Source organism: Klebsiella sp. KPN54798, assembly GCF_021184225.1.
In the GTDB taxonomy this organism is placed as follows: domain Bacteria; phylum Pseudomonadota; class Gammaproteobacteria; order Enterobacterales; family Enterobacteriaceae; genus Klebsiella; species Klebsiella pneumoniae.
Genome location: NZ_CP089234.1, coordinates 4,272,510 through 4,284,668 on the forward strand (window position 1 = coordinate 4,272,510; position 12,159 = coordinate 4,284,668).

Here is a 12,159-nt window from a genome sequence, read left to right on the forward strand (position 1 = left end):
ACCATGACTGCCATAACGCAGACAATTAACCGGGAGCGCAATCGGCCCGGAAGTAACATAGAAGCTGTAGCCCTGCTAAGCGCAGCGCGGGCAGGGACATTTCCGGTTGCGCCGTTATTTTGCCGGGTGGCGGCTGCGCCTTACCCGGCCTACAGGGCTTATCCGGCCTGGAACGACTGAACCCACAGGCCTGTAGAAAAATTTATCCGCTCCGCTATTCCAGCCGCCAGCTCAGCACCGGCCAGCCGTATCCGGCACCGGCCGCCTGCAGCTGCGGACAGGGATTGACCAGCCGCACGCGATCCGCATGCAGGCACAGCGGCAGATCGTTAATGGAATCGGTATAGAACGTCACCTCGCCGTCATACTGCGGATGCGCCTCGCGCCACTGCGCCAGACGCGCCACCTTCCCCTGCTGATAGCTGGGGATCCCGGTGATTTCACCGCTGTAGCCGCCGTCGACCATCGCCACGTCAATACCCAGCGCCTGATCGATCTCCAGCGCGGCGGCCACCGCCTGCACCAGCAGGCTAACCGAGGCGGAGATAATCAGCATCTGCTCTCCCTCGGCCCGCAGACGACGAATGAGCTCCCACGCCTGCGGATAGACCCGGGGCAGGATCGCCTCGCGTACGCAGCGGGCCACCAGCGCGTCAACGTCCGACTTCGGTATTCCGGCCAGCGGCGCCTGGATCAGGGCCACATAATCGGCGATATTCATCTCTCCCCGGTCATAATCCGCCATTAGCCGCGCCTCGCGGGCAAGATACCCCTTCTGCGTCGCCAGCCCTTCGCGAACCATAAACTGGCTCCAGACCGTACTGCTATCGCCCTGTATCAGGGTGTTATCGAGATCAAAAATCGTCAGCGTGTTGCCCATGGTACTTCCCTTACTGGTCAAAATAAGCTGCCGGGAGCATGCGTAAAAAAGATGACAGGAAAATGAACCGGACGCCGCAGCGCCCGGCTCGCCATCAGCCGGCGCGGACCTTCGCGGTGCGGAACACCAGCACGATCCCGCCGACGATCGCCATCATACCGATCATCGCCGCCGCCGGCAGCCGGTTGCCCAGCAGCAGATAATCCAGCAGCGCCGTGATCGCTGGCACCAGATAAAAAAGGCTGGTGACATTGACGATATTTCCCGCGCTCAGCAGACGGTACAGCAGTAGCTGGGCGACCACCGAAATCAGCAGCCCGAGAAACAGTACCGGAATAATCAACCCGGCGTTAACGGTAAACTGGAAGCCGCTGATCGGGGCAATCAGCAGGTACAGCCCCAGACTAACGGCATACTGCAGCGGCAGGACATCCGCCGGCGCCTGACGGCTGCGCTTTTGCCACAGCGCGCCAAAGGTCATCAGCAGCAGCGCCGCCAGCGCAAACAGGATCCCCACCGTCGCCATCGGCGAGGCCGCCAGGCTGCGCCACACCAATAGCACCAGCCCCGCCAGGGCAAGCAGCAGTCCTGACAGCCGCCGCCCCTGCAGGCGGCGCTCCACCACGCAAAGCGTAAGGATGGGCTGGATCCCCATGATGGTGGCGATAAGTCCCGGCGTCACGCCGTTGGCCATCGCCTCGAAGTAACAGACCGAATAGCCGCCAATCAGCATCAGACCGGTGACAGCTGTCTGCAGGCGGGTGCCCGGCGCGGGCAGCCAGCGCCGACGGACGATAGCCAGCGGCGTCAGCGCGACCAGGGCAACCAGAAAACGAAAGACCAGCAGCGCCATCGGCGAGGCGTTATCCAGTCCCCAGCGGGTGAAGATGGCCGCGCTGCCCCACAGCAGCACAAAAAGGGCCGTTGTCGCCTGCGAGGCGAGCAGAGAATAGCGAACGTGCATAGCATGCTCCAGAACGTCAAACACAAGGTATCAAGCGTCATACCGGCAGGTAAGCACCTGCTAAAGACGGCGTTAAGCGCCGAAAACTACCCGGTCTGGAGGGGGAGGCGGTGGGCAGAGCGTGGCGAAGCGATGATGAGGCGCAGACATCATCCACCCCGCGTCGAAAGCGGCGCCGGGCAAAGTCTCGCTAGAGATGGCGTAATGCGTCATGGAATGCCTCGTGAAATGTTCCTGTCAGCATCCTGGCACAGACCGTTGCGGAGTGACAACTGCCCTTTATGGCTGATCCATCCCGAGGTTGTTTATTTTTAATCGTAAATAAACGTAAAGGCGGCCTCGGCTTATTCAGCCGTGGTTTTTAATCGGCTATAAAACAAAGCAGTCTGCTTGCTACTTCGAAAATAACGATATGAAGCCAAAACTGACGCATGCTCTCTTTTTAATTCCTTTTTTGTTGTTGGCAGGATGCTCCTCCTCACCGAAACAGGCAAAGAACACAAAATCTCATGCGGATATGACCATTGATAGCGGATCGGACGATCTGATCCCTGTGGTGGCGGCCCTGCATGATCAGATGCACACCTGGCAGGGAACCCCCTATGAATGGGGCGGTACTGAACAAAGCGGCGTCGACTGCTCGGGTTTCGTCTGGCGCACGCTGAAGGATCGCTTTAACCTGCCAATGGAGCGGATCACCACCCGCGAGCTGCTGCACATGGGCGTGCGGGTCAATAAGCGGGATTTACGTCCCGGCGATCTGGTGTTCTTCCGCACCCGGGCCGGGATGCACGTTGGCTTTTACGATACCGATCATAATTTCCTTCACGCCTCGTGCAGCCAGGGCGTGATGCGCTCTTCGCTGGACAACCCTTACTGGGAATCAGCGTTCTATCAGGCGCGTCGTCTGCCGAAGGAGTATAACGCGCAGATCACCATGAACAGCGACACCCTGCATTTGGCGAAGAATCGCCGCTAAAAAAAAGCCGCAGCCAGGGCTGCGGCGGGTGGTTCTGCGGTTAATCAGAACTGGTAGGTCATACCCAGCGCGACGATGTCGTCATCGTTGATGCCGAGTTTGTTATCGCTTTTCAGCTGGTTGATTTTGTAATCCACGAAGGCGTTCATGTTTTTGTTGAAGTAGTAGGTCAGGCCCACGTCGATGTAGTTAACCAGATCTTCACTCCCCACCCCTTCGATATCCTTCCCTTTCGACAGCACATAGCCGAGGGACGGACGCAGACCGAAGTCGAACTGATACTGCGCCACCGCTTCAAAGTTCTGCGCTTTGTTGGCAAAGCCGCCGCTGATCGGGGTCATCTTGCGGGTTTCAGAGTACATGGTCGCCAGGTAGATATTGTTGGCGTCATATTTCAGGCCGGTCGCCCAGGCTTCCGCTTTCGAACCCTGGCCGCGGGCCAGCAGGTTCTGATCGTTGGTACGGTCGGAGCTGGTGTAGGCCGCGCTGACGGCGAAGTCGCTGCCGCCGAAATCATAGCTTAACGAGGTGCCGACGCCGTCGCCGTTCTGTTTCTTCGCTTCACGGCCTTCGTTTTTACCCTGGTACTGCAGGGTCAGATCCAGGCCATCCACCAGACCGAAGAAGTCGGTGTTGCGGTAGGTCGCCAGGCCGCTGGCGCGCTTGGTCATAAAGTTATCGGTCTGGGCAGAGGAATCGCCGCCGAATTCCGGGAACATATCGGTCCAGGCTTCCACGTCGTACAGGGCGCCAAGGTTACGACCGTAATCGAAGGAGCCGTAGTTCTTCAGCTTCACGCCGGCGAACGCCAGACGGGTTTTCTGACTGGAGTCGCTCTCGGTTTTGTTACCGGAGAATTCAGATTCCCAACGGCCATAGCCGGTCAGGTCGTCGTTAATCTGCGTTTCGCCTTTAATACCGAAACGCACGTAGGTCTGATCGCCATCCTTGCTGTCATAGTCGCTGAAATAGTGCATGGCTTTGATCTTGCCGTACACATCCAGCTTGTTCGCGTTCTTATTATAAACTTCCGCTGCCTGCGTCGCTGTTGAAGCCACAAAGCCCATCATCATTAATGCCAGAGTACTCTTTTTCATTATTCAGTCCTGGTGATTTATTTATACGCGCTATTCAATTGCGGGCGCTCGCCCATCAAAAACTGGAGGTTTTTTAACGCCGGGATATTAAATATTTATGACAAGATGGAACTTTTTATAAAAAAGGGTATTTAAATGTATCTGACATATTTTTGTCACATTCCCTCTCCAGAATGCCCGATCCCGCGCAATAAAATGGCGCGCCCGCCGCCCCGGGTGTTGGCAAGCGGGCCGACTCCTGCTACAACATCAGCTCGATATCGATATTCCTTTTGAACGGCAGAGAATCATGAGTGAAAGCCAGACGCTGGTGGTAAAACTGGGCACCAGTGTTTTAACAGGCGGGTCCCGTCGCCTGAACCGCGCCCATATCGTCGAGCTTGTGCGCCAGTGCGCACAGTTGCACGCCATGGGACACCGTATTGTCATCGTGACCTCCGGGGCCATTGCCGCCGGGCGCGAGCACCTTGGTTACCCGGAACTGCCCGCCACCATCGCCTCCAAGCAGCTGCTGGCGGCGGTGGGACAAAGCCGTCTGATCCAGCTGTGGGAACAGCTGTTTTCTATCTATGGCATTCACGTTGGCCAGATGCTGCTGACCCGCGCCGACATGGAAGACAGAGAACGGTTCCTCAACGCCCGCGACACTCTGCGCGCGCTGCTGGATAACAGCATCGTCCCGGTCATTAACGAAAACGACGCCGTCGCCACCGCGGAAATCAAAGTGGGCGATAACGACAATCTCTCCGCGCTGGCCGCGATCCTCGCCGGGGCGGATAAGCTGCTGCTGTTAACCGACCAGCCAGGCCTGTTCACCGCCGACCCGCGCAGCAACCCGCAGGCGGAGCTGATTAAAGACGTCTACGGCATCGACGACGCGCTGCGCGCCATCGCCGGCGATAGCGTCTCCGGACTCGGCACCGGCGGCATGGGCACCAAGCTGCAGGCCGCGGACGTCGCCTGCCGCGCGGGGATTGATACCATCATCGCCGCAGGCAACCGTCCGGACGTCATCGGCCATGCGATGGCAGGCCTGCCGGTAGGTACCTGCTTCCACGCCCAGGAGTCTCCGCTGGAGAACCGTAAGCGCTGGATCTTCGGCGCGCCGCCGGCGGGGGAAATCACCGTCGATGCGGGCGCGACCCAGGCGATCCTCGAAAGAGGCAGCTCGCTGTTGCCAAAAGGGATCAAAATCGTCAGCGGCAACTTCTCCCGCGGCGAAGTGATCCGCATCCGCAATAGCGAAGGACGCGACATCGCTCACGGCGTCAGCCGCTACAACAGCGATGCGCTGCGCCTTATCGCCGGCCAGCACTCGCAGCAAATCGATGCCATTCTGGGCTATGAATACGGCCCGGTGGCCGTCCACCGCGATGATATGATCATCCGTTAAGGAGCTGAAAATGCTGGAACAAATGGGCATTGCCGCCAAAGCGGCCTCCTGGCAGCTGGCGTTACTCTCCAGCCGGGAAAAGAATCAGGTACTGGAAAAGATCGCCGATTATCTGGAAGCGCAGACCGACGATATTCTGCGCGCCAACGCGGAAGATTTAGCCGAAGCTCGCGCCAATGGCCTGAGTGAAGCGATGCTCGATCGCCTCGCGCTGACCCCGGCGCGTCTGAGCGGCATCGCCAGCGATGTGCGCCAGGTGTGCAATCTGGCCGATCCGGTCGGCCAGGTGATCGACGGCGGGCTGCTGGACAGCGGTCTGCGTATTGAACGTCGCCGCGTCCCGCTGGGGGTGATTGGCGTGATTTATGAAGCGCGTCCTAACGTGACGGTCGACGTCGCCTCCCTGTGTCTGAAAACCGGCAACGCGGCGATCCTGCGCGGCGGGAAAGAGACTTGGCGCACCAACGCCGCCACGGTGAAGGTGATCCAGCAGGCGCTGCAGGAGTGCGGTCTGCCGGCCGCCGCAGTACAGGCTATCGAGAGCCCGGATCGCGCGCTGGTGGGCGAAATGCTGAAGATGGATAAATACATCGATATGCTGATCCCTCGCGGCGGCGCGGGCCTGCACAAGCTATGCCGTGAGCAGTCAACGATCCCGGTGATCACCGGCGGGATTGGCGTGTGCCATATTTTCGTTGATGAAACCGCCGAGATCGCCCCCGCGCTGAAGATCATCGTCAACGCCAAGACCCAGCGGCCGAGCACCTGCAATACCGTGGAAACGCTGCTGGTGCACCGCAACATCGCCGACACCTTCCTGCCGGCGTTAAGCAAGCAGATGGCCGAGAGCGGCGTCACCCTGCACGCCGCCCCTTCCGCCCTCCCCGCGCTGCAAAACGGCCCTGCGAAGGTCGAGCCGGTGAAAGCGGAGCAGTATGACGACGAGTATCTGTCGCTGGATCTGAACGTCAAAGTGGTGGCTGATATGGATGAGGCTATCGCCCATATCCGCGAACATGGCACCCAGCACTCCGACGCCATCCTGACCCGCACCCTGCGTAACGCCAACCGCTTTATCAATGAAGTGGACTCTTCCGCGGTATATGTGAACGCCTCCACGCGCTTCACCGACGGCGGCCAGTTCGGCCTCGGCGCGGAAGTGGCGGTCAGCACCCAGAAGCTGCACGCCCGCGGCCCGATGGGGCTGGAAGCGTTAACCACCTATAAGTGGATTGGTTTCGGCGACGATACCATTCGTGCGTAAATGAGAACGGGCGATGCAAAAATAGGCAGTTGATTCCACTGGCTATTGACGCATCGCCCGCTAAGTTCTAACCTTTTGCCTCGTGATTCACCCTCGTGAACACCTCTTGCAGGGCCGATATAGCTCAGTTGGTAGAGCAGCGCATTCGTAATGCGAAGGTCGTAGGTTCGACTCCTATTATCGGCACCATTTCAAACGCCTCCCAAGTAAACCGAAATCAATTAAACCCAAGAATACTGCGCTTTGTAGCCCGGTTCTTATATTCCGTTATCAACTTGATTCAACCGAAATCAAGCACCTATTGAGGGCATAAGTGGGGGCATTCTGTGTTCGGTCCTGGGAGATGCCCCCAATGAAACTTAATGCGAGACAGGTAGACACGGCTAAACCCAGAGAGAAAGCCTATCAGCTGGCAGATGGTGCTGGTTTGTATCTTGAGGTTGTTCCCTCTGGTTCCAGATACTGGCGAATGAAATATCGCTTCAATGGAAAAAAGAATCGTCTGGCTTTCGGTGTCTATCCAGCAGTGTCGCTTGCGCAAGCAAGAGCACTGCGTGATGACGCCAAGAAAAAGCTGGCTGAGGGGATCGATCCATCTTTTGCCAAGAAAGAAGAAAAGCTGGTTCGCGATGTGCAACTCAACAACACGTTTCAGTCTGTCGCTCTGGAGTGGATAGTTCGAAAGCGAGCCGATGGTCAGTAGGTTACGCATCCGACATTCTTGAAGCGTTTAACAAACATGTTTTCCCTTACATCTGTCAAAAGCCTATTGCTGATATTAAGCCCCTTGACCCTGGCCCAAATTCAGTGCAGTGCTAAATCAGAGAGGAGATCAAAAAAAGGCAATATAACTCAAATGCCCTTCATCTCAAAATTACAGTGTCTGAGACCAAGGAGACTTTATATGATAAAAAAGCTGGGTTAAGGCAGTGTACTGCCGGGGTGACAATGCGTTACACCGGGAATGTCCACACAGATGATTTTACTTATCAGATTGCATGGACTAATGAAAAAGAAGGTCAGTATCAAGTTAAATTACTTGAAGACTAATTAACGTGTTAAGAGGGATATATCATGAAAAAATTAATCAAGGTTGCAATACTGACTCTGGTTGCTTTGTTTTCCGCTGCTTCCTTTGCCAAATGGCATGGATGTCAAGAGCAAAACCTTATTTTCTTTGCTTATAACATAAAACATACTAAAGCGGTAGAACTCTGCCAAACGGAGGAAGGTTATAGATACACTTTTGGACCTATTGGAAAACCAGAAATTATTCTAGAAAAAGATAGCAACGATGTTACTCGCGGAGGAGGTATGGCTGGAGGATTTGATATTAAAAATGGTGATATTATTTACGGAGTAATGGAAGATAAATTTGGTAATTCTGCTCTCATCGTACAGAGGTCTGATTATAGTAAAGTCTTGGCGAAAATTGAACTTGATAGTGTAAGCAAGAGCTATGTTAATAAAACCTTTGAATATCTTCATTGATTCGTAATGACAAATAATTATTTTATGGTTTGGCTTAAAAGTCGCTTTTTTTTTAAAAAAAAGATGCTGACACAGATCTGAGATAAGACATTTAAACTACCTGCAGAGAATATCTTTAATGCCCATCAAAGTTGAAGAAATTCATCTTCTTTATATATTACTTGCACTATAAACGACATGAACTAAAAGTGACTTAACTTACAATTAGGTCACTTAAATTTTGCCTTTCGCATTCTTATGTGCTAACTATAAAGCTATAAAATAGTTCAACAATAGGATATATAATGGCATTCTCCCCATTGTTTATTAAACCTGTTCATTATCGCGATAAAAGTCCAGTTTTTTCCTCTGGAAAAGTACATAAAAACAGAAGAAAAGGATTGGAGACTAGTGTTGTCATCGATCTAAATATAATATCGAAAATGAAAGATGTTATTTTGGGAAAGACTGGCTATGAGGAATCAGGTTTGCAATATGCTGTTAAGGAATTTAATAAGTCACCATTATATCTTTCTCCCGGATTTTCATTTAACGAAGCCGATCGTGACTATTATGAAGAGCTATATACTTCATTTGAGCTATTTTTAAAAAAATATTGCCCTACTTATATTGATGCTCCAAACTCTTTAGCATTACCACCACCTAAAGAATCTAAACGTACTTTTAAAGAGTTATCAACGGGTGAAAGATATATGCATTCAATATCATATCTTTCTATGCTGTTAATTCAAATAATCATGAGGAATTTTAGAGGTTACTCACCGATACAAAAATTTGAAAAATATGTTGAATATATGGTTTCAAAAGTTGATTTTTTAACTGTAATTGAAGCAGAAATAGCCAGATATTGTTTTTTCGAATCAAATGAATGCAAGGATATACTTTTCAAGAAATTTTGCGATAAAATACACGATAATTTCCTTAAAAAAGGAAACAAAAAATACATATTAAAAAACGCACTAAATTCAGCATCGGATATTATATATTATAGAGTGGTTGCGATTCAATCAAATGAGGAGCTGGATGGAGTAATTCAAGATACTTGGTTACTAACAGCTGATGAAGGTTTAAAATACATAGCACAGTCAATTTATTTTATCCCTTCCTTTGATGGATGTGATCACAAAGCGGTACGATTAGTAAGAAATAATTTTCAGCGACAATCTTCATACTGGCGCAGTTGTGATGAGTTATTTGAATCCTATAATTTTCAACGCAATTTTATTAACTTCGCAAGATTTACTTCTCAAGAGTGCGAGTCAAAATTCAAGCTTATAACTAATTGTATATTATCTTTAGAGAATGAATTGGTTGAAGATTAACTTAATTACTTTGAAAATCTTTATATGGAATAAATTGGTTAATATGCCAGCTAACAATTTTATATCAGAGGTTTCTTCTACATCTGACAGACAGCGTGTGCAAAAAAATGGTATTACACATGCAATATCATAGTCAGTATATCTGAGGGTTTCTAAAATAAACGTTTTAGCTTATCTTCATATCAATAAGATAAAGGGTGTATGGCCCGTTCTGGTTTACACCTAACTTGGCCTTACCTGTGGTATATTTTAAACGTTCACTCTAATTACTTTGAATGAATAGAATTTACTACTTGGGTTGCACCTGAAAATGGATCATCACTGCTAATATTAATAATTATCTCAAACTTTTCTCGTAATGGTTCAAGTATTGTCGGATACTCATCACATATTTGGACCGCTATGCAGCCTTCCCCCATCAGGCTACTAATATAATTCATGTTATTGATGATTCTTTCAGGATTATTTTTAAATATTAATATACTGGCTTTGACCGGTGTAAAATGAGTAAGTTTTCCAGTAGGAGCAGACAGCGGAGTAGTTTTAAATCCATGTGTTCTTAGCATACTACTTAAATGCATGTGTAAACGAGTAATATACGGATCATCAAGCTCATAGGACAGCATAAATATTGGCGAGTCAGCATTTTTCCATTCCGACATTTTTATCGACTCAGGCAACAATTTTTCAGTTGGATAGCATGCTTGAACAAATTTTTCACCATACTGGTTCATTTTTCCATTTTCGACAAAGCCTCTTAACTCCATCAGCTTGCGGCCATAAACAAGCTCCGATGGTGACCGCTCTGGTGAAAGTGATTTTTCAAATCTACCCGCCCCCTCCGATGGAACAAGCTTAAACTTCGAAGCAATATATGCAACACGCATTTCTTCGAGATCATTGAAGGTCATTTCGCTGAGTGACACACAAAAGAAACGAAGATCTCTGGAGTGAAGTTTTCTGAAAGCAGCATTTCGGGTTAAGGTAGCATACAGTTCAGTTTTTTCATCTTCGATGTCCTGTAGGCATGCGTTTAACAACGCATGATAGTCAACGGCTTGAATACATGCATCATCAAGTCCACGCTCCTCGTCAGCATTGGGTTTTAGGAGCATAGTATGAAAATCAGCAATTCTTTTTTCTTGCCGTTCTGTTACATATCTTTTAGCTTGTTCAACACCCAATTTTGCCAGCTCATAAGCTGCATTTCCTCCCGGAACAAAACTGAGCACTAGATTTGCACCGATATCCGCTGTTTTAGATAGTGTTGATTTGATTATTGTATCCTTCTTGTTTTCAGGTTTCTTCATTTTCCCTCCGAAGACTAAATTGGCTCCATTAAACAAAGAGCATGTTATATAACATCGTCCCGCAAAATCCGTTTTACCTGTAGATAAATGGAAAATGGGAGAACATGATGCTTTGAACTCATCAACTTACGTAACGTATTGTTAATGATACCATCACAGTGACACCATATGTAAGCATCCCGGTAAGCCGGACCATTCACATTTAGAGATCTTCCGGCATAACTGAATATATCCCTGGAGGAGATCGCCATGCGCAAAGCCCGATTCACCGAACACCAGATCATCGCCGTTCTGAAGTCTGTCGAAGCCGGACGTACCGTTAAGGATGTCTGCCGCGAAGCCGGTATTTCCGAAGCCAGCTATTACAACTGGAAAGCGAAGTTCGGCGGTATGGAAGCCTCTGATATCAAAAAGATGAAGGACCTTGAGGATGAAAACCGCCGGCTGAAACAGATGTTTGCGGACCTGAGCCTCGAATGCCGCGCCCTGAAAGACGTTATTGAAAAAAAACTTTAAAACCAGCGATAAAGCGTGGGCTGGTCAGCTATCTGACCGCACAGTTTGCCATGAGCTTACGTCAGGCATGCAGGACATTGTCGCTGAGCAGGACGGTATTTCGTTATCAGCCGGATACGCGACGGGATGAGTCGGTAATTATGGCGCTGACCGTGGCGGCTGAACGCTATCCGCGATACGGATTTAAAAAGCTTTTTCAGGTCCTTCGCAGGCAGGGCAACGCCTGGAACCATAAGCGCGTTCACCGGATTTACTACCTGCTGAAACTGAATTTTCGCCGTAAGGGAAAACAGCGCCTGCCGGTGCGCAATCCGGCTCCGCTGGCAACACCAGAGGCGATGAACCAGAGCTGGTCCATCGATTTTATGCACGATGCGCTGGTGTGTGGCAGACGTTTCAGGACCTTCAACGTGGTGGATGATTATAACCGGGAAGCGCTGGCGATCGAAATTGACCTGAATATCCCGGCGCAGCGGGTTGTCAGAGTGCTGGGCAGGATCGTGGCAAACCGCGGATATCCGCTGAAGATGCGGATGGATAACGGTCCGGAGCTGGTCTCGCTGACGCTGGCACAATGGTCAGAAGAGCATGGTGTGATGCTGGAATTTATCAGGCCCGGCAAGCAAACACAGAATGCCTTTATCGAACGATTCAACCGGACGTACCGGACAGAAATACTGGATTTTTATCTGTTCAGAACACTGAACGAAGCACGTGAAATTACAGAGCGCTGGCTGGCTGAATATAACAGCGAGCGCGCCCATGAATCCCTGAATAACCTGACGCCGGAAGAATACCGGCTGATGGCTGAGACCCCGGAAATCTCAAAAAGTGCGTGGAACTAAAACGGGTGCGCTTACACAATCTCGCCCTCAGGGAGGAAAGCAATGCCGACTGGCTGCCGAAGTGCGACGACCCCACCGCAACATAACCTACCCGGACC

At 50.8% G+C, this 12,159-nt stretch carries 10 protein-coding genes, 1 tRNA gene and 2 pseudogenes; 9 read left to right on the forward strand and 4 right to left on the reverse strand.

Translation table 11 applies throughout. The features are described from left to right. Window positions 1-214: 214 nt before the first annotated feature. A complete protein-coding gene (locus LPQ25_RS20595; protein WP_004177299.1) occupies window positions 215-880 on the reverse strand; it encodes an HAD family hydrolase in 666 nt (221 codons plus the stop codon). A gap of 94 nt (window positions 881-974) precedes the next feature. Next, window positions 975-1,844, reverse strand: a complete 870-nt coding sequence (locus tag LPQ25_RS20600) for a DMT family transporter (RefSeq protein WP_014907990.1) — start codon at window positions 1,842-1,844, stop codon at window positions 975-977. Window positions 1,845-2,256: 412 nt separating this feature from the next. Between LPQ25_RS20600 and LPQ25_RS20605 the strand changes: the two genes are divergently transcribed. Further along, on the forward strand, window positions 2,257-2,823 hold the full coding sequence (locus LPQ25_RS20605; protein ID WP_048336855.1) for an NlpC/P60 family protein: 567 nt from the start codon (window positions 2,257-2,259) through the stop codon (window positions 2,821-2,823). A gap of 44 nt (window positions 2,824-2,867) precedes the next feature. Here the strand turns inward: LPQ25_RS20605 and phoE are convergent, their stop codons facing one another. Further along, the gene (gene phoE / locus LPQ25_RS20610; RefSeq protein ID WP_004144576.1) at window positions 2,868-3,920 is read right to left on the reverse strand and encodes a phosphoporin PhoE; all 1,053 of its coding nucleotides are present in this window, start codon (window positions 3,918-3,920) and stop codon (window positions 2,868-2,870) included. A 289-nt stretch (window positions 3,921-4,209) separates the two neighbouring features. On the opposite strand from phoE, the gene proB reads away from it, so the two are divergent. The 6 genes and pseudogenes from proB (at window position 4,210) to LPQ25_RS20640 (ending at window position 9,390) form a co-directional block, all read left to right on the forward strand. Next, a complete protein-coding gene (gene proB, locus LPQ25_RS20615; protein ID WP_004144574.1) occupies window positions 4,210-5,313 on the forward strand; it encodes a glutamate 5-kinase in 1,104 nt (367 codons plus the stop codon). A 10-nt stretch (window positions 5,314-5,323) separates the two neighbouring features. Continuing rightward, complete coding sequence (gene proA / locus LPQ25_RS20620) at window positions 5,324-6,577, forward strand: glutamate-5-semialdehyde dehydrogenase (RefSeq protein WP_004147253.1); 1,254 nt, start codon at window positions 5,324-5,326, stop codon at window positions 6,575-6,577. Window positions 6,578-6,690: 113 nt separating this feature from the next. Beyond that, window positions 6,691-6,766: transfer RNA gene (locus tag LPQ25_RS20625), tRNA-Thr, on the forward strand. Window positions 6,767-6,929: 163 nt separating this feature from the next. After that, window positions 6,930-7,366 (forward strand): annotated as a pseudogene (locus LPQ25_RS20630) (tyrosine-type recombinase/integrase); the annotation flags it as partial. Between the two features lie 285 nt (window positions 7,367-7,651). After that, window positions 7,652-8,068: a hypothetical protein gene (locus LPQ25_RS20635; protein WP_012737457.1), complete on the forward strand. Its 417-nt coding sequence runs from the start codon at window positions 7,652-7,654 to the stop codon at window positions 8,066-8,068. Between the two features lie 284 nt (window positions 8,069-8,352). After that, a complete protein-coding gene (locus LPQ25_RS20640; protein ID WP_012737456.1) occupies window positions 8,353-9,390 on the forward strand; it encodes a hypothetical protein in 1,038 nt (345 codons plus the stop codon). Window positions 9,391-9,656: 266 nt separating this feature from the next. On the opposite strand, the gene LPQ25_RS20645 is transcribed toward LPQ25_RS20640, so the two are convergent. After that, a complete protein-coding gene (locus tag LPQ25_RS20645; protein ID WP_041937766.1) occupies window positions 9,657-10,700 on the reverse strand; it encodes a hypothetical protein in 1,044 nt (347 codons plus the stop codon). Between the two features lie 249 nt (window positions 10,701-10,949). Here LPQ25_RS20645 and LPQ25_RS20650 point away from each other — a divergent pair. Both LPQ25_RS20650 and LPQ25_RS27450 read left to right on the forward strand, forming a co-directional pair. Continuing rightward, a protein-coding gene (locus tag LPQ25_RS20650) for an IS3 family transposase (RefSeq protein WP_088476429.1) occupies window positions 10,950-12,061 on the forward strand; the annotation gives its coding sequence in 2 pieces (ribosomal slippage) (window positions 10,950-11,211 and window positions 11,211-12,061; 1,113 coding nt in all). 17 nt (window positions 12,062-12,078) lie between these two features. Beyond that, window positions 12,079-12,147: pseudogene (locus tag LPQ25_RS27450) on the forward strand (hypothetical protein); the annotation flags it as partial. Window positions 12,148-12,159: the final 12 nt, after the last annotated feature.

What these genes read in the sequence shown, in the direction of transcription:
- LPQ25_RS20595 (WP_004177299.1), bottom strand. Translation starts at nt 880, where the DNA reads ATGGGCAACACGCTGACGATTTTTGATCTCGATAACACCCTGATACAG.
- LPQ25_RS20600 (WP_014907990.1), bottom strand. Translation starts at nt 1,844, where the DNA reads ATGCACGTTCGCTATTCTCTGCTCGCCTCGCAGGCGACAACGGCCCTT.
- LPQ25_RS20605 (WP_048336855.1), top strand. Translation starts at nt 2,257, where the DNA reads ATGAAGCCAAAACTGACGCATGCTCTCTTTTTAATTCCTTTTTTGTTG.
- phoE (WP_004144576.1), bottom strand. Translation starts at nt 3,920, where the DNA reads ATGAAAAAGAGTACTCTGGCATTAATGATGATGGGCTTTGTGGCTTCA.
- proB (WP_004144574.1), top strand. Translation starts at nt 4,210, where the DNA reads ATGAGTGAAAGCCAGACGCTGGTGGTAAAACTGGGCACCAGTGTTTTA.
- proA (WP_004147253.1), top strand. Translation starts at nt 5,324, where the DNA reads ATGCTGGAACAAATGGGCATTGCCGCCAAAGCGGCCTCCTGGCAGCTG.
- LPQ25_RS20635 (WP_012737457.1), top strand. Translation starts at nt 7,652, where the DNA reads ATGAAAAAATTAATCAAGGTTGCAATACTGACTCTGGTTGCTTTGTTT.
- LPQ25_RS20640 (WP_012737456.1), top strand. Translation starts at nt 8,353, where the DNA reads ATGGCATTCTCCCCATTGTTTATTAAACCTGTTCATTATCGCGATAAA.
- LPQ25_RS20645 (WP_041937766.1), bottom strand. Translation starts at nt 10,700, where the DNA reads ATGAAGAAACCTGAAAACAAGAAGGATACAATAATCAAATCAACACTA.